This is a genomic window from Streptomyces sp. NPDC059355, assembly GCF_042752335.1.
GTDB lineage: Bacteria > Actinomycetota > Actinomycetes > Streptomycetales > Streptomycetaceae > Streptomyces.
The window spans coordinates 130,767-151,443 of record NZ_JBHYXN010000001.1 but is presented as its reverse complement, the minus strand read 5'-3'; the positions used below and the strand labels follow the sequence as shown (position 1 = coordinate 151,443).

Below are 20,677 nucleotides of genomic sequence, written 5' to 3'. Positions count from 1 at the left end.
TTATCCGGGGCCGGATGCCGGGCGAATGGCTGAAACCGCGGGGCACGGACGGCAGTGCCCGCCGGGGGCGGTCCGAGTGGCCGATCCTGCCTGGGTGCTGAGCCCGCGCCCGCTGCTGCCCGTCCTGCTCGCCGTCCTCCTCGTCACCCCCGCCGCCGCCCCCGCGCGGGCCGTCGGCGTGGGGTCCGAGGGGATCGAGACCGCCCGTACCGGCCGGCAGATCGCCCCCGGGCTCCGGCTGGAATCGTACGACCGGCTGGAGGCCGACCGCTGGCTGCGGATCGACGAACTCCTCGTCGACCTCGGCGGGAGCGGCGGGGTGCGCGCCGAGTACCTGGGCGGCCGCGGCCCGGCCACCGTCGCCGAGTCCGCCGCCCGCCATCCCGCGGGGCCCGGGCGGCGCGTGGTCGCCGCCGTCAACGGCGACTTCTTCGACATCCGGGGTACGGGTGCACCGCTCGGCCCCGGCCTGGGCGGCGGCCGGCTGCTGCACTCCGCCGGCCCGGGGCCCGGCGCGGCGCCGGCCGTCGGCTTCGGCGCCGACGGCAGCGGCCGGGTGCTGCGACTCGGCCTCGACGGGAGCACCACCCTGCCCGGCGGGGTGGTGCGCCCGCTGACCGGCTACAACGCGGCCCGGCCCACCGCCGAGGGCCTCTCCGCGTACACCGCCGACTGGCAGGGGAAGCAGCTGCCCGCGCTGGGTACCGCCGTCGGGGTCCGGGACGGCCGGGTCACGGCCGCCGCCCCGCCCGTGCGGGGCCCGGTGCGCCGGGAGCGCCCCGCCCCCGGCACCGTCCTGCTGGCCGCTCCCGCCGGAGGCGCCGTCGCCGCCGAACTCGCCGCCCTGCGGCCCGGGGACGCCGTGGCCGTCTCCGCCCGGGCGGTCCCGGGTACGGGTCCCGTCCCGGTGGCCGCCGTCGGCGGGCGCGAGGCCCTCGTCGTGGCCGGTGTGCCGCAGAACCACGACGGCGAACCGAACGACACCGCCGCCCCCCGCACGGCCGTCGGCTTCTCGCGGGACGGGCGGCGGCTGCGGATCCTCGCCGTCGACGGCCGCCAGCGGGACAGCGGCGGTCTCACCCTGACCGCGCTGGGGGCACTGATGCACCGGCTCGGCGCGTACGAGGCCCTGAACCTCGACGGCGGGGGCTCCACGACCCTGCTCGCCGGGCAGAGCGGGGCGAGCGCGCTGGTCCTGGAGAACTCCCCGTCGGACGGACGGCCCCGGCCCGTGCCGAACGGGCTGGTCCTCACGGCCCCGGCGGGCTCCGGCCGGACCGCCGGGTACCGGGTCGAAGCCGTCGGCGGCACCGCCGAGGACCTCACCCGGGTCTTCCCCGGGCTCACCCGGACCCTCTCGGCCACCGGGTACGACGCGCTGCTGGGCCCGGCCCCGGGGGCACCGGCGTGGTACGCCGAGGGAGCCGGCAGCGTCGACTCCGCCGGGGTGTTCCACGCCGTGCGCCCCGGTCGTGCGACGGCGCACGCCCGGCGCGCGACGGCGCACGGCGCGCTCCCGCTCACGGTGCTCGGCCTGCTGACCCGGATCCGGCCCGGTCAGGCCCGGATCGGGCTCGCGGAGCGGGGGGAGAGCGCGGGGTTCCGGCTGACCGGGTACGACGCGCAGGGCGCGGCCGCCGTCGTGGAACCCCGGGACGTGGCCCTGGAGTTCGACCGGTCGCAGTGGAGCGTCACCGAGGACGGCCGAGGGGGCTTCACCGTCACCGCCCTCGTCCGGCAGGCCACGGGCCGGCTGCGGGCCACGGTCCGGCCGACGGGTGCGGCGGCTGCGGCCGGTGCCGCCGGTGCTGCGCGTTCTGCCGGTGCTCCCGGGGCCTCCGGCGCGCCCGCCGCCTCGGGGAAGCCCGGCAGGGCTGCCGTGCCCGGGGCCGGCCGAGCGGCCGCAGCCCCCCGCGCATCCGCCGACATCGCCCTCGGCGTCGGGTTGGTGACGCTGCCCGTCACCCCGATCTGGCCGACGCCGCGGACTGGGCCGGAGCGGGGGTCTCCGTGGCCGAGGGGCATGCGGGCGCCGGGCTTTCCCTGGAGCTGCCCGCGGCCGGAGCGCAGAGGAGCGCAGCCGCGCCCCGGCCCCTGCCCGTGCCCGAGCTGGCCCGGGCGCTCACGCTCCGGGTCGGCGGCGACGGCTCCGGGGCCCGGGCCGCCGTGGAACTGGCCGACGCCGACGGTGCCGCCGTCAAGGTGCTCGGGCCCGCCGCGGACTGGACCGGCTGGCGGGAGGTCACCCTTCCGCTCCCGGCCACCGCGCAGCCGCCGCTCACCGTGACCCGGCTCTCGGCGACCGGGGGGACCCGCCCCGGGAGGCTCGCGCTCGACACCCTCGGCGCCCGGACCCCGCCGACCGGACCCGCCGCCGTGCCCGTGGTCCGGGATCCGGTCGTCGCCACCGAGGCCCGGGTCCGGGCGCGGCCCTGGAGGTTCACCCTCGGGGCCGGGGCCCCCGGTGCCGACTTCGTGCTGACCGGCACCGACCGGCCGGAGTTCGTCCACCGCGGCGTGCGGTTCCTGCCGCTCGACACCGCCGAGCCCACCGTGCGCGGAGGCGGCCTGTCCCGGATGCGCGCCCTGCGTGAAGCTCTGGCGGCCGCCGCCCGCGAGCCGGGCACGGGCGCGCTGGCCGTCGTACGGGCGTACGCACCCGCCACCGTGGACCGCAAGGAGGATGCCCTGACGGGGCGTCTGCTCGCCGAGTTCCGCCGTACCACCGGCAAACGGGCCGCCGTCCTGACCCTCGGCGCCCCGCAATTCGCGGCCGACCGCTCCGAGGGCGTCCTGTCGATCACCACCCCCCGTACAGGCCGCACCCTGGTCGGAGCCGACGCCTTCGCCAAAGGCGACTGGCTCGCCGTCCGGTACGCCCCCTAGGGGGCGTCCGCGAAGTCCCGCCTGCCCAGCGGCGCCGAGCACGCACCGGACGCCGCGGGACCGCCCTCCGGGCGGACGGCGCTGCTTCGCGGACACCCCCTAGAGCTCCACGAGCGTCACCTCGGTCGCCTTCACGCTGGTCCACACCTTCGAGCCGTCGACCAGGCCGAGTTCGGACGCGGCCTCCGGGGTGATCTCCGCCACCAGGTCGGGGGCTTCGGCCGAGCCGATCAGTACGCGCAGCCGGCTGCCGACCGCGGTGATCTCCCGTACGGAGCCCTGCCAGACGTTGCGCGGGCTGCCCGACGGGCGGTCGCGGTGCACCGACACCGCCTCCGGGCCGATGATCGCCAGCGCCCGTGACCCCTCGGGCAGCGCCTCCGCCACCACCAGCCGGCCCCCGGCCGCGAGTACGAGGCCGTCGGCCGACGCGGTGCCGGGCCAGGCGTTGCGGCCGAGCATCCGGGCGACCCAGGGGGAGCGGGGATGGCGGGTGACCTCGGCGGGCGGGGCGTCCTGGAGGGCGCGCCCCTCGGCGAGGACGAGGACCCGGTCGGCGAGCGAAACCGCCTCGACCGGGTCGTGCGTGACGATCAGGCAGACTCCGCCGAAGCCGGCCAGGTGCGTGCGCAGGGTGTGCCGCACGCGGGCCCGCGTGGTCTGGTCGAGGGCGGCGAGCGGTTCGTCGAGGAGCAGCAGGCGGGGCCGGGCGGCCAGCGCGCGGGCCAAGGCGACACGCTGGGCCTGGCCGCCGGACAGGTGTGCGGGCTTGCGGGCGGCGAGGTGGCCGACACCGAGCCGGTCCAGCCACAGCTGCGCCTCGCGGCGGGCCTCGGTGCGCGGCACCCGGCGGGCGCGCAGCCCGTAGGCGGTGTTGGCCAGCGCGCTCAGGTGCGGGAACAGCGCGCCGTCCTGCGGGACCCAGGCCACCTGGCGCTCGTGCGGGGGCAGTGCGGTGACGTCGGTGTCGCCGAGGCGGAGCTCGGCGTGGGCGCGCGGGGTGAGGCCGAGGAGGGCGCGCAGCAGGGTGGTCTTGCCGGCGCCGTTCTCGCCGACGACGGCGATGGTGGTGCCGGGATCGGCTTCCAGGGTGAGCTCGTTGAAGCCGGTGACGGTGGCGTGCAGCGGCCAGCGGCCGCCGTCGGCGGGATCGGTGGAGACGTCCGCCGCCACCGGCGCGTCCGGCATCCGCCCGGTCTCGGCAGCCGCGGCCGCCGCCTCGTCCGGCGTCCCCGCGGCCTCGGCGGCCTTGGTGGCCTTGGTGGGCTTGACGGCGACCGGGGTCCCGGTCCAGCGGCCGCGCAGGGCGATCAGTACGGCCATGGCGATCACGAGCAGCAGCAGCGAGACGGAGGTGGCGGCTTCCGGCTCGTCCTGGAGCAGCAGGTACACCTGGAGCGGCAGGGTCTGGGTGGTGCCGGGCAGGTTGCCCGCGAAGGTGATGGTCGCGCCGAACTCGCCGAGCGCGCGCGCCCAGGTGAGGGCGGCGCCCGCGATCAGGCCGGGCGCCACCATCGGCAGGGTCACGGTGAAGAACACCCGGACCGGCGAGGCGCCGAGGGAGGCGGCGGTCTCCTCGTAGCTCTGCTTGAGGCCGCCCAGCGCTCCCTCCAGGCTGATGACGAGGAAGGGCATGGCGACGAAGGTGGCCGCCACGACGGCCCCTGACGTGTGGAAAGGCAGCGTGATCCCGAACGTGCCCTCCAGCCAGGGCCCGAGCAGTCCGCGCCGGCCGAAGCCCAGCAGCAGCGCCACACCGCCGACGGTCGGGGGCAGCACCATCGGGAGCAGCACCAGTGAGCGGACGAATGCCTTCCCCTTGAACGGGACCCGGGCCAGCAGCCAGGCCAGCGGCACGCCCAGGAGCAGGGAGAGGCCGAGCGCCCAGAGGGAGACGAAGAGCGAGAGGCGCAGCGCCTCGACCACGCCCGGGCTGGTCAGGTGGGTGCCCAGCTCGCTCCACTCGGTGCGGCTGAGGATGCCGACGAGGGGCAGCAGCAGGAACGCGACGGCGAGCAGCGCGGGGAGCGCCAGGGTCAGAGGGGGCCGGGTGCGGGTGCGGTGTCTGCTCATGTGGATTCCTGGCTGCAGCGTACGGGGGGTGGGGGGTACGAGGAGTGCGACGGGCACGTGTGGCTCCGGCGGGGGACACGCCGAAAGGGACCGCCTGTCCCCCCGGACCAGGCGGTCCCTCTCGATCCTTCCGGCTACGGCGCCGGTTACGCCTTCTGGAAGCCCGCGTCCTGGAGGATCTTCTGGGCCTCGGGGGTGCTCAGCCAGGCCACGAACGCGGCGGCGGCCTCGGCGTTCTTGGACGACTTGAGGGTGGCCGCCGGGTAGGAGGCGACGGCGTTGTCGGCGTCCGGGATGTCCACGACGGAGACCTTGTCACCGGACTTGATGGTGTCGGTCTTGTAGACGAGGCCGGCATCGGCCTCGCCGAGCTCGACCTTGCTCAGCACGGCGCGCACGTTGGCCTCCTGGGAGACCGGCTTCACCTCGATCTTCTGGGCGTCGAGGATCTGCTTGCTGTACCGGCCGACCGGGACCTCGGGCGCCGCGAGCACGACCTTCATCTTGGTGTCGGCCAGGTCCTTCAGCTCGTCGACCTTGAACGGGTTGCCCTTGCCGGCCGCGATGACCAGGCGGTTCTTGGCGATGATCGCCGGGTCGTTGGTCTCGGCCTTCAGGCCGTCCATGGTCTTGGTGTCGGCGGTGACCAGCGCGTCGGCCGGGGCGCCCTGCTTCACCTGGGCGGCGAGCTCCTGGGAGCCGGCGAAGGAGAAGGTGACCTTCGTGCCGGGGTGTGCCTTCTCGTACGCGGCACCGGCGGTCTTGAAGACGTCGGTGAGCGAGGACGCGGCGAGGACGGTGAGGTTCGCGGCCTTGGGCTCGGCTGAGGCGCTCGCCGAGGGCGAGGCCGCGGCGCCCGTGTCCTTGGTGTCCTTCGTGTCACTGCTGCCGCAGGCGGCCAGCGCGGGCACGAGGAGGGCGGTGGTCAGCGCGGCGGCGAAGGTGCTGCGGCGGGTCAGGATCGGGGACATGAGCTGGTGCTCCTCGGTCGGGTCGGCGGCCGGCCGGGTGCCGGTTCCGCGCGGTGGTGACCCGCGCCGGTGACGGGCGGAGCGGGTGAGAACGTGCTCTGGTGCTGGAAGGTCTGGAGGGTCAGGTGCGGTCGATGTGCACGCTGGTGGACTTCACGCGGGCGGTGGCCTGCATGCCGACCTCCAGTCCGAGCTCCTCGACGGCCTCACGGGTGAGCAGGGAGACCAGGCGGTGGGGACCTGCCTGGATCTCGACCTGGGCGGCCACGTCTCCGAGCTTGACGGCGGTGACGATGCCGGGGAACGCGTTGCGGGCCGAGGTGTACGGCTCCTCGTCCTCGGCGTGGGCACCCTGGCCCACCGCCACGGAGAAGGCGGCCAGGTCGCGGCCGTCGATCAGTCGCCGGCCGGCGTCGTCGCGGTGGGTCGCGACACGGCCGGCGTCGGCCCAGCGGCGGGCGGTGTCAGGGCTGACGCCCAGCAGACGCGCCGCCTGTCCGATGGTGTAGGACTGCATGAGCGACAAGGTAGGGGCACGTGTCCCGCATTTGCAATTCCCTTGGGCTGATACACATGGCAGATGCCATGCCTCTTGGCGATTCCGCCAATATGCATTCCGCTCGGGCCGGGCCGGCTGGCTAAGGTTTCGGCATGGCTGATGAAGCAACGGGAACGGGTGCGGGAACGGCGGGCACCCCGGGATCCGCTCGGGTGGACGCCTGGATCTGGTCGGTGCGCCTGACGAAGACCCGCTCGGTCGCGGCGACCGCCTGCCGGGCGGGCCACGTGAAGGTCAACGGGGAGCGTGCGAAGCCGGCCCAGGTGGTTCGGGCGGGGGACGAGGTGCGGCTGTTCCACGCGGGGCGCGAGCGCATCGTGGTGGTCAAGCGGCCGGTGGCGAAGCGGGTGGGCGCCCCGGTGGCCGCGGAATGCTTCGTCGACAACAGCCCGCCGGCGCCGACGCGTATCGAGGCCGAGGTGGTGGGCGTCCGCGACCGCGGCACGGGCCGCCCCACGAAGCGGGACCGCCGCGAAATCGAATCCCTCCGGGGCGGCGGCGGCCGCGGCCGCTGACGAGGCGGGCCCCGCCGGGTCGGCGAAGCCGCTGCGGCGACGGCCGCTGCCACCGCAGCGGCCGCCCCCGCCGGCCCGGCCCGGGGCCCGGCCCGCGGGTCAGACCTTGCGGTACGTGTAGGCCTCCTCGGCCGCTGCCGCCACCGCCTCCAAGGGGGCGCCCGCCGAGGCCGCCACCACCGCGGCCACCGCTCCCTCCAGGAACGGGGCGTCCAGCAGCCGGGAGTCCGGCGGGAGTTCGTCCTCTAGCAGCAGGGCCTTCACCGTCAGCACCGAGCTGCCCAGGTCCGCCAGGAGAGCCACTCCCGCGCCCCCGTCCACCTCGCCCGCGGCCGCCGCGATGCGATCGGCGTCGGTGCCCAGGCCCCCGTCCGCGGTGCCGCCCGCCGCGGCCACCGGGACGACCGGGCCGCCCGCCGCCAGGCCCCGGGCCAGGGCCGCCACGGATTCCGCGACCACCGCGCTGTGCGACACCAGGACGATGCCGACCATCGGCCCGCTCATGCGCCGTCCTCCCTGTCCGCCACGTCCGCGAGAGCACCCAGCAGCAGGGCCGCCGAGGTCGCCCCCGGGTCCTGGTGGCCGATGCTGCGCTCGCCGAGGTAGCTCGCCCGTCCCTTGCGGGCCAGCATCGGCACCGTCGCCCGCGCCCCGTTCTCCGCCGCGTCCGCCGCCGCCCGGTACGAGGTGCCGAGCGCGGCCACCCCCGCCACCAGCGCGTCCAGCATCGTCTTGTCGCCCGGCGCGGCACCGCCGAGCTGCGCCACCGCGCCCACCCCCGCGTACAGGGCCTTGCGCAGCGCCTCGTCCGAGACCTCGGCGGCCTCCCCGAGCTCCTTGCCCGTCCGCCTCAGCAGCGTCCCGTACAGGGGCCCCGACGCCCCGCCGACCGTCGAGATCAGCGTCCGCCCCGCCAGCACCAGCACCGCCCCCGGGCCCCCGGGGGGCTCCGCCTCCAGGGCCGCCCGTACCGCCGTGAAGCCGCGCAGCAGATTGCTCCCGTGGTCGGCGTCCCCGATGGGGGAGTCGAGCTCGGTCAGCCGGTCCGCCTCGCGCTCCACCGCGGCCGCGGCGGCCGTCATCCAGCGCCGGAAGAATTCCGCGTCACGCAACCGAATCTCCTCACCGTGCCCGTCCACACCGTGTCCGTCCACCTTCTCAGCAGCCCCACCGCAGCGCCGCCGTGCGGACCGGCGCGTCCCACAGCCGCAGCAGTTCCTCGTCGGCGCGGCACAGTGTCACCGAGCACCCCGCCATGTCCAGGGACGTGACGTAGTTCCCGACCAGCGTCCGCGCCACCGTCACACCGCGCTCCGCCAGCACCCGCGCCACCTCCGCGTGGAACCCGTACAGCTCCAGCAGCGGCGTCGCCCCCATCCCGTTGACCAGCGCCAGCACCGGCCCGTCGGCCGGCGCCACCTCCCCGAGCTCCTCCAGTACGGCGCCCACGGCCACCTCCGCGATCTCCCGGGCCGGCATCATCGCCCGCCGCTCGCGGCCCGGTTCGCCGTGGATGCCGATCCCCAACTCCAGCTCTCCGTCGGGCAGGTCGAACGTCGGACTCCCCTTCGCCGGTGTCGTGCAGGCGCTGAGCGCCACCCCGAAGCTCCGCGAGGCCGCGTTGACCCGCCGGGCGAGCTGCGCCACCCGGTCCAGCGGGGCGCCCTCCTCGGCGGCCGCACCGGCGATCTTCTCGACGAACAGCGTGGCCCCGGTGCCGCGCCGCCCCGCCGTGTACAGGCTGTCGGTGACGGCCACGTCGTCGTTGACCAGCACACGCTCCACCCGCAGGCCGTCCTCCTCGGCGAGTTCGGCGGCCATCTCGAAGTTCAGCACGTCCCCGGTGTAGTTCTTGACGACGAACAGCACCCCCTGCCCCGAGTCCACGGCCGCCGCCGCCCGCAGTACCTGGTCGGGCACCGGAGAGGTGAACACCTCCCCGGGGCACGCGGCGGACAGCATCCCGTGCCCCACGAACCCGGCGTGCAGCGGCTCGTGCCCCGACCCGCCGCCGGACACCAGCCCGACCCGGCCCCCGGCCCGCGCGTCGCGCCGTACGACGACCCGCCGCTCCACGTCGACGTCCAGCTCGGGATGGGCGGCCGCCATCCCGCGCAGCGCATCGGCCACGACGGTCTCGGGGCTGTTGATCAGCATCCGCATGGGTGTCTCCTGATCGGGTCGGCCGGTGAGCCTGCGGGCGGTGGGCCCGATGGCGACGGTAGAGCAGCCGGTAGCCCGGGACCAGGCCGCCGCGGCGGAGGGGACGGCTGCGGGTTCAGCGCTGGATGGCGTCGAGCGCCTCGTTCAGGGTGGTCGCGGCCATGATGAGCGACAGGTGGGTGAAGGCCTGCGGGAAGTTGCCGAGTTGTTCGCCGCTGGGGCCGATCTCCTCGGCGAACAGACCGACGTGGTTGGCGTACGTGTGCATCTTCTCGAAGGTGTAGCGGGCCTGCGGCAGCCGTCCCGCGCGGGCGAGGGCGTCCACGTAGAGGAACGTACAGAGGCTGAACGTTCCCTCCGAGCCGCGGAGCCCGTCGGGGGAGGCCGCGGGGTCGTAGCGGTAGACGAGGCTGTCGGACACCAGGACCCGGTCCATGGCGTCGAGGGTGGACAGCCAGGTCGGGCTCCGCGGCGCGAGGAATCCGACCCGGGGGACCAGCAGCAGCGAGGCGTCGAGGACGTGGCTGCCGTAGTGCTGGACCAGGGAACGCTCCGTGTCGCTCCAGCCGCGCTCCATGACCTGTTCGAGGACGTCGTCGCGGGCCTTGGTCCACAGGGCGGTGTCGGCCGGGCGGCTGAACTCGGTGGCGAGTTTGAGTCCGCGGTCGAAGGCGGCCCAGCACATCACGCGGCTGTAGGTGAAGTCCTGGCGGCCTCCCCGGGTCTCCCAGATGCCCTCGTCGGGCCGGTCCCAGGAGTCGGCGAGCCAGTCCAGGGCCCGCGACAGGGCCTTCCATCCCTGGTAGTCGGCCTGTACGACGATCTCCCGGGCCTCGGACAGGGCGTACAGCGCCTCGCCGTAGATGTCGAGCTGCAACTGGTCCATCGCCGCGTTCCCGGCCCGTACGGGGTACGAGCCCCGGTAGCCCTCGAAGTGCTCGAGGACCTCCTCGGTCAGGTTGGGGTCACCGTCGACCCGGTACATGATCTGGAGGGGCTCACCGTCCCGCCCCTCGTGGGCGCGCAGGCGGTCACCCAGCCAGTGGGTGAAGGCGGTCGCCTCCTCCACGAAGCCGAGGTCGAGCAGGGCCCGTACCGACAGGGAGCCGTCCCGTACCCACGTGTAGCGGTAGTCCCAGTTGCGCTCGCCGCCGACCTGCTCGGGAAGACCCATGGTGGCGGCGGCGACCGGCGCGCCGGAGGGAGCGTACGTGAGCAGCTTGAGCGTGATGGCCGAGCGGTACACCATCTCCGCCCAGCGGCCGTGGTAGCGCGACCTGCGCACCCACTTCTGCCAGTAGTCGACCTGTTCCCACAGCTCGTCGGTGATCCTCTCGCGATCCGGCGGCGGCGGCGCCGCGCTTCCTTCCCCGCCGGTGGTGAACACCGCCGCCTCCGCCTCACCCGCGGTGAGCGTGATCGAGGCCCGGACGTCCTGGCCGTCCCGTTCGAGCGGAAAGGTGGCCTGCAGGAACGCGGTCGCCCCGGGCGCCCGGAAGGTCGCCGTGCGGTCCGCCAGGTCGAGTTGGTGGGATGCCCGCGCGTAGTCGAAGCGGGGGCGGCATTCGAGGGAGAAGCGCACCGTGCCGCGCACCGCGCGGATCACACGCACCAGGGTGTGCCGGTCGGTCGCGGTGCGGCCCTGGAGGACCGGCATGTAGCCGACGGTCTCGCCGACCCCGTCGGGGGACATGAACCGGGTCACCACGATCGCGGTGTCCGGGTAGTAGAGCTGCCGCCACGTCCCCTCGTCGTGTTCCGGCGCGAGCAGGAAGTATCCGCCTTTGTCGTGGTCGAGCAGCGCCGCGAAGATGCTGGGCGAGTCGAATCGCGGAGCAGCGAACCAGTCGACCACTCCCCTGGACGACACCAGAGCTGTGGTCTGCAGGTCCCCCACGAGTCCGTGGTCGGCGATGGGCGGGTAACGGTCCATGGTTCTCCTCCTCGGGACGGCTCAGCGGTGGTCCGCCCGGGTCCCGGTCATTGCAGTCGCTCCGCGAGGTGGTCCCCGACGCGCAGGGCGTTGGCGATGGCCGTCAGCGAGGGATTGACCGCGCCGATGCTCGGGAAGAAGCTCGTGTCGACCACGTAGAGGTTGTCGAGCTCGTGGGCCTTGCAGTTGACGTCGAGAGCGGAGCTCTGCGGGTCGCGGCCGAAGCGGACGGTGCCGGCCTGATGCGCCGTGGCACCGATGGGCATGCCCTTGTGCAGGTAGATGCTGTGCGGCAGCAGATGGTGCTCGTGCATGCCCAAGTGGCCGAGCATGCCCTGCAGTTTGTGCCGCAGCCGCTTCAGCCCGGCGATGTTGTTCTTCTCGTCGAGGGCGAGGTGGATACCGCCGTCCCCGTCGAGGGTGACGCGGTTGTCCGGGTCCGGCAGGTCCTCACCGCACAGCCAGAAGTCGACCGCGTGATGGGCGAGCACCTCGAACGGCATGTCCGGGGTGACGGCGCCGGCCCAGCGGGGTGCCTCGCCGTGGATCTGCTCGGAGTCGGACTTGCCGAGCATCTGGATGCCGCCGAGGGGGTAGTCCCAGTCGTCGCTGCCCAGGTACCAGTCGTGCAGGGCCAGCGTCTTCTGGAACCTGGTGTCGTTCGGCTCCCTGGAAACCGCCATCAGGGCCAGGTTGTTGTGCCGCATGTAGTGCCGGCCGACCGTGTCGGAGCTGTTGGTCAGACCCCGGGGGTGCCTGTCGTCGGCCGAACGCAGCAACAGCGCGGCGGAGTTGACGGCGCCGCAGGCCACCACCACGATGCCGGCGGCGAACCGGACGGTCGAGCCGTCGCCCAGTTCCGCGACGACCGAGGTGACGCTCCGCCCGGCGGCGTCCGTCTCGAGCCGGCGCACGTCGGCGTGGGTGATCAGTTCGACGTTGGCGTGTTCCAGAGCCGGGTCCACACAGATGACCTGGGCGTCCGACTTCGCTCCGAGCAGGCAGGGGAAGCCGTCGACGCGGTCGCAGCGGATGCAGGCGCTCCCGTGCGCCGCCCGCCCCTGCTCGTCCTGGACGAGGTTCACCCCGATCGGAAGGTGGAAGGGGTGCAGGCCCTGCTTCCCCAGATCGTCGCTCAACTGCTGGATGCGCGGCTCGTGCTGCACGGGCGGATGGGCGTACTGGGCACTGGCCGGACCCTCGGTGGGGTCCTCGCCGTGCCGCCCGTGGACGAGGTAGAGATGCTCGGCCTGCGTGTAGTAAGGCTCCAGGTCGCCGTAGTCCAGCGGCCACGCGGGAGAGACGCCGTCATGGTGGCGGATTTCGCCGAAGTCCTCCGGGCGCATGCGGAAGAGCGCGGCGCCGTAGAACTTGGTGTTCCCGCCGACGTAGTAGTTCACCTCGGGCGGGAAGCGCTCACCGTGTTTGTCGTACCAGAACTCCGGTGCGCGGTACTTCCCTTTGACGAAGACCTCGGTCGAGTCCCAGTTGGCCCGTTCGCGCGGCAGGTAGCCACCGCGCTCGAGGAGCAGGATCCGCTTGCCGGTGGGCGCCAGACGGTGGGCGAGCGTTCCGCCGCCGGCACCCGTGCCGATGATGATGACGTCGTACTCCCGCGCCTCGGCCATGCAGGCCACCTCCCCGGAGCACGATCTGCTCCTGTCGGGTGAGTTGGGGTCCGTATCGCCTCTACAACGTAGCTCCGGAGGGGATGCCCAGCGAATCGGGCGGGCCGGAGCGCCGGGACGTCCGGCCGGTCACAGGATCGCGAGGGGATTGACGGGTGAACCGGTCGCCGCGGACAGCCGTAGCGGCGCGATCACGCAGAGGAACGACCAGCGGCCCTCCCGTTCGCAGAGGGGAGCCAGCTCCTCGAACTGCAGGTAGTCGAGCAGGTGCAGACCCATTGCATGGACGGCGAGTACGTGCACCGGGAACGCGACGCTCCGCGCGGCACTGGGAGCCGTGTCGTTGTTGCCGTCACTGCCGAGTACGGCCACCTGGCGGTCGGCCAGGAAGCGCAGGGCGGTCGGGTGGAGCCCGGCCCGCGCGCCGGCCGCGTCCCAGGCACCGAGCTGCGCGCGCCGCCGCTGGTGCCCGACGCGTACGAGCAGGATGTCGCCCCTGCCGACCCGCACCCCCTGCTGCGCCTCGGCGGCGGCGAGGTCCTCGGCGCTCACGTGCGATCCCGGTTCGAGCCAGGGGGTGCCGTGCAGGCGCGGGATGTCCAGGAGGACTCCCCGGCCCACGATGCCGTCACGGGCCAGGTCGATGGACAGGGCCGCGGATCCCTCCGGGGAGAGCACGTCCGCGGCGGGAACGCCGCCGTGCAGGGTGCCCCCGTAGATGACGTGGCAGAGGGCGTCGATGTGGCTGTCGACGTCGCCGTGGATGTTCATGGCGATGCGGTCCCGGGCGAACTGCAGGCCGCCCGGGTCCGGGGCGCCGCCGACGGGCGCGGTGAGCCGGTGCTCCGCCGGTTCGGCGTTGTCCGGTCCCTTGCGGGTGTGCACGGGACCGGACATCGAGACCGAGCGGCCGGAGCGTACTTCACGGACGGCCGCCAGCGTCTGTGCGGGGGTGATCGTGCCCAGAGCTCCCAGGGGCGCGACACCACCGGGTGCCGTATTGCGCAGTTCACGATAGAGCGACCCGAAGTCGGCCTCGCTCATCCCGTCGGGCGTACCCATGTCCTCACCATCCGGCACACCCGCCGCCGGCGCGCGCCGAGCCGTGGCCCGGCCGCATCCGATTTGCCGAGCTCCCGGGCCGCCGCGTTAATGGACGAGCGGCCTGTCCGGGCCCGACGCACATCCGTATGCCTCGCTCTCACACGCGGAGATTCGCTTGGACATGCTGCACGTCCGGGCCGTGAGCCCGCCGGACCTCACGGGACGTGTCATGGCCCTGTTGAGCGCCCAGCCGTGTGTCCTCAACCTCTCCCTGCTGCCCGACAGCGTACGGAACCCCGACGGCGACGCCATCGTGTGCGATGTCCTCACCGGAGTTGCCAACGAGGTACTGCGCGGGCTGCGCGACCTCGGACTCGAACGGCGGGGGTCCATCGTCCTCGACCCGATCGACACGGCCTTCTCCGACCATGCGGCCAGAGCCGGGGCCGAGGTGCTCGGGTCCCGGCTGCGCGTGCCGGTATGGGAGCAGGTGGAGGCCAGGATCCGGGCCGAGGGGCGGTATCCCCCGAGCTTCTACCTCTTCATGGCCATCGCCGGTGTCATCGGTGCGGTCGGCATCATCACCAACTCGCAGATCCTCATCGTCGCGGCCATGGTGGTCGGCCCGGAGTACGCAGCCGTCAGCAGCGTTGCCCTGGGCATCGACCACCGTTCGCGCTCTCCCGTCCGGGAGGGCCTCGCGGCGCTGCTCGCGGGCTTTCTGCTGGTCGTGGCGGTCACCTTGCTCTTCGGCCTGTTCGTCCGCGGCTTCGGCCTCCAGTCGCAGGCCTTCGAGCTCGGGATCAGGCCGGTGTCGAACCTGATCAACACGCCCAACTTCTTCTCGGCGGTGGTGGCCGTGCTCGCCGGGGTCGTCGGCATCGTCTCGCTGACCGAAGCCCGCACCAGCGCGCTGCTCGGCGTGTTCATCTCGGTGACCACCATCCCGGCGGCGGCCGACATCGGGGTCTCGTGCGCCTTCGCCAGCTGGGACGAGGCCTTGGGATCCCTGTTCCAGCTGCTGCTCAACATCGTCGTGCTGATCCTGGTCGGAACCGGGACGCTCAAGGTCCAGCGGGCGATGTGGCGGCGTGTCAGTGCGCACCGCGAGCGGCGGAGCGGGCCGTGAACGCGGCCGCCGCCCTGTCGCAGGACCAGGTGTTCACGGGCCTCGGACTGATCGTCGTCCTGGCCGTGGGCTCCCAGCTGCTGGCGAGCCGGCTGCGCATCCCCGCGCTGATCGTCCTGCTGCCGGTCGGATTCACCGCCGGCGCGCTGACCGGTGACGTGAACCCCGAGGAACTGCTCGGAGCCGCCTTCTCCCCGCTGGTCTCGCTGGCCGTCGCGGTGATCCTCTACGACGCCGGGCTCGGCCTGGACCTGAAGCGGTTCAGGGCGCACACCCGCCGGGTCGTGGTGCGGCTGATCTGGTTCGGGGGCCTGCTCACCGCGGGGTCGGCGGCGGTGCTCGCCTGCGTTCTGCTGGGGATGTCGGGCGGCGCGGCCGTGATGCTCGGAGCCATCCTGATCGTGTCCGGCCCGACCGTGGTCGGACCGCTGCTCAACTTCGTGCGTCCCACGGAACGGCTGCAGCACATCCTCATCTGGGAGGGCACGCTCATCGACCCGGTGGGGGCCATCCTGGGGGCCCTCGTCTTCCACGCGGTGGTGGCCGGGAACAGCAGCGGCGCGGCCGCCAAGGTGGTGGAGTTCTCCACCAGTGCCGCGGTGGGCCTGGCCGGCGGCGTCGCGGGGGCCGTGCTGCTGAAGCTGCTGCGCAGCCTGCGGCCGGGGGCGGTACTGGGGACCACGGTCCAGCTGGCCGCCGTGATCGGCGTGGCGGCGGCCTGCAATGTGATCCGGGACGACACGGGCCTGATCGCCGCCGTTCTGATGGGGCTGGCCGTGGCGAACCTGCCCGGAGCCGAGACGGGCGCCCGCAATCCGTTCTTCGAGACCCTGGTGCACCTGATCATCGGCCTCCTGTTCATCTCCATCTCGGCCACCGTCAGCCCCCAATCGCTGCGCCACGTGCTGCTGCCGACGCTGGCTCTCGTCGCGGTCCTCGTCCTGGTGACCAGACCGCTCGTGGCGGCCGTCGCGTCACTCGGTACGGATCTGACGCGCGGGGAGCGCGGATTCCTGGGATGGATGGCGCCGCGCGGCATCGTGGCCGCGGCCACCGCCTCGACGTTCTCGGCCGCGCTGGCGGCCAAGGGCGTGGTCGGCGCGTCGAAGATCCTTCCCGCCACGTTCGTGGTGATCGTGGTGACCGTCACGCTCTACGGGCTCACCGCCGTGCCGGTCGCGAAACGGCTGGGCGTCGTGCGCCCGTCGCGCTCGCGGCCGCTGCTCGTGGGCGGTGATCCCTGGGTGGTCGATCTGGGACTGGCCCTGCGGTCGGCCGGGCTGGAGGTCCTCATGTGGGCGGGGCACGACGCGCAGCGGGACCGGATCAGGGCTGCCGGGCTCGAACTCGCCCCCGGGGAGCTGTTCGCCGCGGCCACCGGCTCGGGCGCCGAGCTGGAGGGCCTCACCGGCGTCCTGCTCCTCACCGACGAGAGCGACTTCAACGCGCTGGCCTCCATGAACCTCCAGGGCAGCGTGGAGGGTCCGGTGTACCGCCTGGGGCCGGCGACCGACACGCAGGGCGTCGTCGCCCCGTACACCGGCGGCCAGGTGCTCTTCGATCCCGCGCTGACCGGAGCCGAGCTGTCCCGCCGCTACGACCAGGGCGCCCGCCTCGTCACGCGTCGCCTCCACGGGCCCGTCCCGGCCGGACACCACCTGCTGTTCCTGGTGCGTGAGGACGGCACGCTGCTGCCCGTCACCCGGACCGGCGGCCCGGTGCCGGGACCCGGGGACACCGCCGTACTCCTGGGCGGCTGACTCCTCAGCGGGCCGGCCCGCCGCCGAAGTCCGCGACGGCGCGACGCGCCCGGGCCAGGGTGGCCTCCGGGGCGCCGGCCGCGTCGACGGTCGCGCCGGGCTCGTCCGGTTCGAGCGGTTCCAGGATCTCGAACTGCGAGTCGACCAGGCGCATCGGCATGAAGTGGCCCGTCCGCCGGGAGACCCGGGCCCGGGCGGTGTCGCGGTCCAGCGCCAGGTAAAGGCACCAGACTCCCGGGGCGGCTGCGCGGAGTTCGTCGCGGTACGCGCGCTTGAGGGCCGAGCAGGAGACGACCAGCCGCCGGCCCGACCGGGAGGACTGCCGTATCCGGTCCGAGAGCGTACGCAGCCACGGGGCGCGGTCCGCGTCGTCCAGGGAGCGGCCGGCGGCCATCTTGGCGATGTTCGCGGCGGGGTGGAGGTCGTCGCCCTCCAGGAACGGCACTTCGAGTCCCTCGGCCAACGCCCTGCCGACGGTGCTCTTGCCGGCACCCGCCACGCCCAGCACCACCACGATCACCGATCCGTGCCCGGGTCCCGGTTCGCGGCCGTCCGGCGCAGGTCGTTCTCGGCGAGAGGCTGCAGCGCGCCGCGGGTGTCCAGCCGGTAGAGCAGGACCAGCGGCGGTCCGACGAGCACCATCGCGATGATCGTGACCAGAAGCAGCCAGCGCAGTGTGGTCGACGCTCCGGCCGCCTGGTCCACGGTCAGCGAGGTGGGGATGAGGTACGGCCGCTGGGCCAGCCCCCAGGCGACCACGACGAGGGCGACGCTGGTGACCGCCGTGATCCTCGCCCACCCCGTGGCCGTGCGGTACAGCAGTGCGGCGGTGGCCGCGGCGCTGACGACGGCCACCAGGACGACGGCCAGGCCGACGCCGCTGGTGAGGCCGTCGTAGACGTAGTGCGCGTCGTGGTGGGTGACGGCGAGGCCGACGACGGCCAGGACGGCGATGACCCCGAGGCTGCACCAGGCCCGCAGCCGGAAGTAGTGGACGAGGTCGGGGGCGTCGAAGCGGCGGGCGTCGGCGGTGAGGAACACCGCGCCCAGGAAGGCGGTCGCGGCGACGGTGAGCAGCCCGGCCAGCACGGAGGTCCCGTTGGACCACGCGTCGGCGGACGCCTTCGTCCCCGGAACGACCCGGCCGGTGGCCAGGCCGCCGACCACCGCCCCGAGGAAGAAGGGCACCAGGAGGGAGGAGACGGCGAAGGCGGCCCCGTAGATCCTGCGGCGCGCGAGGCGTGTCATGGGTTTGCGCAGGGCGAAGCCCGCACCGCGCAGGACGAGCCCGACGGCCGCGAGCGCCAGGGGGAGCCACATGGCCGTGAACACCGTCTGGAACAGGATCGGGAAGCCCGTCCACATGAACACCAGGACGAAGATGAGCCAGACGTTGTTCGTCTCCCAGACGGGCTCCATGGCGTGGTCGATCAGCCACCGGGGCCGCTTGCCCCGTTCGGAGCCGCCCGCGAAGAGATCCCAGAACCCGGCCCCGTAGTCGGTCCCGCCCGCACACGCGTAGGCGGCCACCGCGGCCAGCAGCACCCAGGCCACGACGTCCTGGATCATCGCCCTCCTCCGTCACCGCGTGCGGGGCCGTGGTCCGGCGCGGCCGCGGCGGTCGTCGCGCGGGGCCCGTAGGGGGTGTCGCCTTCCGGAGTGGTGGCGGCGTGAGCGCCGCCCTCTTGTTCGTCCGCGGCCCGCCACCTGGTGCGCATCTTGAGCAGGACGACCAGGAAGGTGGCGAAGACCAGTGCGTAGACCACGATGACGATTCCGAGCATCGCCCACAACGACGCGGCCCGGGTGTCCGTGACGGCTTCGGACACGCGCATGTTCTGGTAGACGATCCAGGGCTGGCGGCCGACCTCGGTGGTGATCCAGCCGCATTCCACCGTGACCAGGCAGGCCGTCCCGGCCACGGCGGCGCACCGGAAGAACCACGGTGAGCGCGGCAGGTCGCGGCGGCGCAGCCAGCACCAGCCGTACCAGAGGGCGAGCAGGACGAGCAGGCTTCCGATCGTCACCATGATGTCGAAGGCCCAGTGGGCGATCGTGGCCTGGGTCGCCGTCGGGCGGTCGCTCGCGGGAACCGACGACAGCCCCGTCACCTTGGTGGACGGGGTGAAACCGGCGAGGATCGAGTCCAGTTGGGGGATCTTGATCCCGCCGGAGATCGATCCGTCGGGATGCAGGCGGCCGAACACGTACTCGGGTACGTGGGTGTCGGTCTTCCAGACGATCTCGGTGGCGGCGAACTTGATCGGCTGCTTGTGGAAGACGGACCGCGCGATGGAGTCCCCGAGCACGAACTGCACGGGGGTGAGGATCGCGGCGACGGTGAACGGCACGGTGAAACCGAGCCGGTGGTAGTGGTCGCGCCGGCCGCGCAGCCAGCCGACCGCGTACACGCCGGCCACGACGTAGCCCGCCGTGAGGACGACACCTGCCACGAAGTGCCAGTACTCGGGGCCGAACATCGGCGTGAAGATCGCCTTGCGGACGTTGACGTCCACGGGGTTGCCGTCCGCGTCGAGCGAGAAGCCGCGCGGCGTGTTCATCCAGGAGTTCGCGGCGATGATGCCGAACGCCCCCAGCAGCGCCGTCAGCGGCAGGGGCAGGCCCAGCCAGAAGTGCGTCCACGGCTTCAGCCTTCGCCAGCCGTAGAGGTAGATGGCGATGAGGATCGCCTCGAGGAAGAACGCCCACGCCTCGACCCCGAATCCGATGCCGAAGACATCGCCCCACCGGCCCATCAGGCCCGGCCAGAGCAGGCCGAATTCGAAGGAGAGCACGGTGCCGGTGACGATGCCGATGGCGAACTGCACGGCCATGACCGCCGACCAGCGCCGCGCGAGCAGCAGGGCGACCGCGTCGCCCTTGCGCAGCCCGCGGTAGTGCATGAGGAGCGTGATGGCCGGCAGAGCCACGCCGAAGGGCACGAGCAGGATGTGGGAGGCCAGGGTGAAGGCCATGAGTTCGCGGGCAGGGAGCAGTTGCGGAGGGGCGTCCGCCATGATCGCGATTGCGCTGTTCATGTGAGCCTTAGCAGTTCGTGCCGGACGGCTGGAGGACTGGGGGCCTCAGCCACCGGTGGCGAACCCGGGGAACAGGGTCATGCCTCCGTCCACGTAGATCGTCGTGCCGACGACGTAGTCGAGCAGGTCGGAGGCGAGGACGGTCACGGCGTTCGCGATGTCCTCGGGGTCCCCGACACGGCGGTACGGGATGAGCCGCAGCAGGTCCGCCTCGGCCTCGGGGGTGTCCCAGGCGCTGCGGTTGATGGGCGTGCGGATCGCGCCGGGAGCGACGGCGTTCACCCGGATCCGGTGCGGGGCGAGCTCCTGCGCGAGCGTGGTCATGAGCATCTGTACGCCGCCTTTGGAGGAGGCGTAGTTCACGTGCCCGGCCCAGGGGATGATCTGGTGCACCGAGCTCATGCAGATGATCTTCCCCGCGGAGCGGGACACCTCCGGCACGACGCCGCGGCGCAGGAATTCCTTCGTCGCCTCACGGGCGCACAGGAACTGACCGGTGAGGTTGACGTCCAGCACCTTGCTCCACTGGGCCATGGTCATGTCGGTGAGCGCGGCGTCCCGCTGCAGACCGGCGTTGGCGACCATGATGTCGATGGTCCCGAACTCCCGGACCATCCGGGCCACCATGTCGACGACCTGGTCCTCCTGCGACACGTCGCCCTCGTGCGCGTAGGCGCGGACCCCGAAGCCCTCGATCTCCCGCACCACCTCCTCCGCGGCGTCCTGCCCGGAGACGTAGTTCACGACGACGTCGGCGCCCGCCCGTCCGAGGCCGATCGCGGTGGCTTTGCCGATGCCGGAGTTCGCCCCTGTCACCAGGGCCTTCTGCCCCTTGAGGACCTGAGGAACAAGGAGCGTTCGACCACGGTCACTGCTGCTGGCTTCCACTGAGACGCTCCCTGGGTGCTGACGGCGACACGAAATCCGCGCCACCACGACAGCACCGAGGCCTTGCCACGGCCCGGTGGCACGACTGCC

Annotated in this window: 17 protein-coding genes; 4 read left to right on the top strand and 13 right to left on the bottom strand. The window is 73.2% G+C overall.

Translation table 11 applies throughout. The features are described 5' to 3' along the window. The first annotated feature begins 94 nt into the window (after positions 1-94). Positions 95-2,287: a phosphodiester glycosidase family protein gene (locus tag ACFXGI_RS00655; RefSeq protein WP_384701156.1), complete on the top strand. Its 2,193-nt coding sequence runs from the start codon at positions 95-97 to the stop codon at positions 2,285-2,287. A gap of 698 nt (positions 2,288-2,985) precedes the next feature. Here ACFXGI_RS00655 and ACFXGI_RS00650 read toward each other — a convergent pair. From ACFXGI_RS00650 to ACFXGI_RS00640, 3 genes are all read right to left on the bottom strand, one after another. Beyond that, positions 2,986-4,959: an ABC transporter permease gene (locus tag ACFXGI_RS00650; RefSeq protein ID WP_384701153.1), complete on the bottom strand. Its 1,974-nt coding sequence runs from the start codon at positions 4,957-4,959 to the stop codon at positions 2,986-2,988. Between the two features lie 146 nt (positions 4,960-5,105). Further along, a complete protein-coding gene (gene modA / locus ACFXGI_RS00645) occupies positions 5,106-5,930 on the bottom strand; it encodes a molybdate ABC transporter substrate-binding protein (RefSeq protein WP_384701150.1) in 825 nt (274 codons plus the stop codon). A gap of 121 nt (positions 5,931-6,051) precedes the next feature. Further along, positions 6,052-6,447 carry a molybdopterin-binding protein gene (locus tag ACFXGI_RS00640; RefSeq protein ID WP_053692665.1) on the bottom strand — a complete coding sequence of 132 codons (396 nt, stop codon included), beginning with the start codon at positions 6,445-6,447 and terminating at the stop codon, positions 6,052-6,054. 134 nt (positions 6,448-6,581) lie between these two features. Between ACFXGI_RS00640 and ACFXGI_RS00635 the strand changes: the two genes are divergently transcribed. After that, positions 6,582-7,004 carry an RNA-binding S4 domain-containing protein gene (locus ACFXGI_RS00635; RefSeq protein ID WP_384701147.1) on the top strand — a complete coding sequence of 141 codons (423 nt, stop codon included), beginning with the start codon at positions 6,582-6,584 and terminating at the stop codon, positions 7,002-7,004. A 99-nt stretch (positions 7,005-7,103) separates the two neighbouring features. Here the strand turns inward: ACFXGI_RS00635 and ACFXGI_RS00630 are convergent, their stop codons facing one another. From ACFXGI_RS00630 to ACFXGI_RS00605, 6 genes are all read right to left on the bottom strand, one after another. After that, positions 7,104-7,508 (bottom strand): PTS fructose transporter subunit IIA, encoded by a 405-nt coding sequence (locus ACFXGI_RS00630; RefSeq protein ID WP_384701144.1) that lies wholly within the window; start codon positions 7,506-7,508, stop codon positions 7,104-7,106. After that, on the bottom strand, positions 7,505-8,116 hold the full coding sequence (gene dhaL / locus ACFXGI_RS00625; RefSeq protein ID WP_384701141.1) for a dihydroxyacetone kinase subunit DhaL: 612 nt from the start codon (positions 8,114-8,116) through the stop codon (positions 7,505-7,507). The genes ACFXGI_RS00630 and dhaL overlap by 4 nt, the downstream gene beginning before the upstream one ends. A 46-nt stretch (positions 8,117-8,162) precedes the next feature. Continuing rightward, positions 8,163-9,167, bottom strand: coding sequence for a dihydroxyacetone kinase subunit DhaK (gene dhaK, locus ACFXGI_RS00620; RefSeq protein ID WP_384701138.1), 1,005 nt, complete (start codon positions 9,165-9,167; stop codon positions 8,163-8,165). Positions 9,168-9,282: 115 nt separating this feature from the next. Continuing rightward, positions 9,283-11,100 carry a glycoside hydrolase family 15 protein gene (locus tag ACFXGI_RS00615; protein ID WP_384701135.1) on the bottom strand — a complete coding sequence of 606 codons (1,818 nt, stop codon included), beginning with the start codon at positions 11,098-11,100 and terminating at the stop codon, positions 9,283-9,285. Between the two features lie 47 nt (positions 11,101-11,147). Beyond that, positions 11,148-12,728 carry a GMC oxidoreductase gene (locus tag ACFXGI_RS00610; protein WP_384701132.1) on the bottom strand — a complete coding sequence of 527 codons (1,581 nt, stop codon included), beginning with the start codon at positions 12,726-12,728 and terminating at the stop codon, positions 11,148-11,150. 129 nt (positions 12,729-12,857) lie between these two features. Next, positions 12,858-13,790, bottom strand: coding sequence for a cyclase family protein (locus tag ACFXGI_RS00605; RefSeq protein WP_384701130.1), 933 nt, complete (start codon positions 13,788-13,790; stop codon positions 12,858-12,860). Positions 13,791-13,947: 157 nt separating this feature from the next. Here ACFXGI_RS00605 and ACFXGI_RS00600 point away from each other — a divergent pair, with 157 nt between their 5' ends. Further along, on the top strand, positions 13,948-14,901 hold the full coding sequence (locus ACFXGI_RS00600) for a DUF389 domain-containing protein (protein WP_384701128.1): 954 nt from the start codon (positions 13,948-13,950) through the stop codon (positions 14,899-14,901). A gap of 14 nt (positions 14,902-14,915) precedes the next feature. Then, positions 14,916-16,661: a cation:proton antiporter gene (locus tag ACFXGI_RS00595; protein WP_384701808.1), complete on the top strand. Its 1,746-nt coding sequence runs from the start codon at positions 14,916-14,918 to the stop codon at positions 16,659-16,661. A gap of 4 nt (positions 16,662-16,665) precedes the next feature. On the opposite strand, the gene ACFXGI_RS00590 is transcribed toward ACFXGI_RS00595, so the two are convergent. The 4 genes from ACFXGI_RS00590 to ACFXGI_RS00575 are packed head-to-tail and all read right to left on the bottom strand — an operon-like array spanning position 16,666 to position 20,587. Further along, positions 16,666-17,175, bottom strand: a complete 510-nt coding sequence (locus tag ACFXGI_RS00590) for a gluconokinase (RefSeq protein ID WP_384701126.1) — start codon at positions 17,173-17,175, stop codon at positions 16,666-16,668. 2 nt (positions 17,176-17,177) lie between these two features. Then, positions 17,178-18,230, bottom strand: a complete 1,053-nt coding sequence (locus ACFXGI_RS00585) for a cytochrome d ubiquinol oxidase subunit II (RefSeq protein ID WP_384701121.1) — start codon at positions 18,228-18,230, stop codon at positions 17,178-17,180. Continuing rightward, positions 18,227-19,699: a cytochrome ubiquinol oxidase subunit I gene (locus tag ACFXGI_RS00580; RefSeq protein WP_384701118.1), complete on the bottom strand. Its 1,473-nt coding sequence runs from the start codon at positions 19,697-19,699 to the stop codon at positions 18,227-18,229. Before ACFXGI_RS00580 ends, ACFXGI_RS00585 begins: the two co-directional genes overlap by 4 nt. 45 nt (positions 19,700-19,744) lie before the next feature. Further along, entirely contained in the window at positions 19,745-20,587 is an 843-nt protein-coding gene (locus ACFXGI_RS00575) for an SDR family oxidoreductase (protein WP_384701115.1), read from the bottom strand. Between the last annotated feature and the right edge of the window lie 90 nt (positions 20,588-20,677).

What these genes read in the sequence shown, in the direction of transcription:
- ACFXGI_RS00650 (WP_384701153.1), bottom strand. Translation starts at nt 4,959, where the DNA reads ATGAGCAGACACCGCACCCGCACCCGGCCCCCTCTGACCCTGGCGCTC.
- modA (WP_384701150.1), bottom strand. Translation starts at nt 5,930, where the DNA reads ATGTCCCCGATCCTGACCCGCCGCAGCACCTTCGCCGCCGCGCTGACC.
- ACFXGI_RS00640 (WP_053692665.1), bottom strand. Translation starts at nt 6,447, where the DNA reads ATGCAGTCCTACACCATCGGACAGGCGGCGCGTCTGCTGGGCGTCAGC.
- ACFXGI_RS00635 (WP_384701147.1), top strand. Translation starts at nt 6,582, where the DNA reads ATGGCTGATGAAGCAACGGGAACGGGTGCGGGAACGGCGGGCACCCCG.
- ACFXGI_RS00630 (WP_384701144.1), bottom strand. Translation starts at nt 7,508, where the DNA reads ATGAGCGGGCCGATGGTCGGCATCGTCCTGGTGTCGCACAGCGCGGTG.
- dhaK (WP_384701138.1), bottom strand. Translation starts at nt 9,167, where the DNA reads ATGCGGATGCTGATCAACAGCCCCGAGACCGTCGTGGCCGATGCGCTG.
- ACFXGI_RS00615 (WP_384701135.1), bottom strand. Translation starts at nt 11,100, where the DNA reads ATGGACCGTTACCCGCCCATCGCCGACCACGGACTCGTGGGGGACCTG.
- ACFXGI_RS00610 (WP_384701132.1), bottom strand. Translation starts at nt 12,728, where the DNA reads ATGGCCGAGGCGCGGGAGTACGACGTCATCATCATCGGCACGGGTGCC.
- ACFXGI_RS00605 (WP_384701130.1), bottom strand. Translation starts at nt 13,790, where the DNA reads ATGGGTACGCCCGACGGGATGAGCGAGGCCGACTTCGGGTCGCTCTAT.
- ACFXGI_RS00585 (WP_384701121.1), bottom strand. Translation starts at nt 18,230, where the DNA reads ATGATCCAGGACGTCGTGGCCTGGGTGCTGCTGGCCGCGGTGGCCGCC.
- ACFXGI_RS00580 (WP_384701118.1), bottom strand. Translation starts at nt 19,699, where the DNA reads ATGAACAGCGCAATCGCGATCATGGCGGACGCCCCTCCGCAACTGCTC.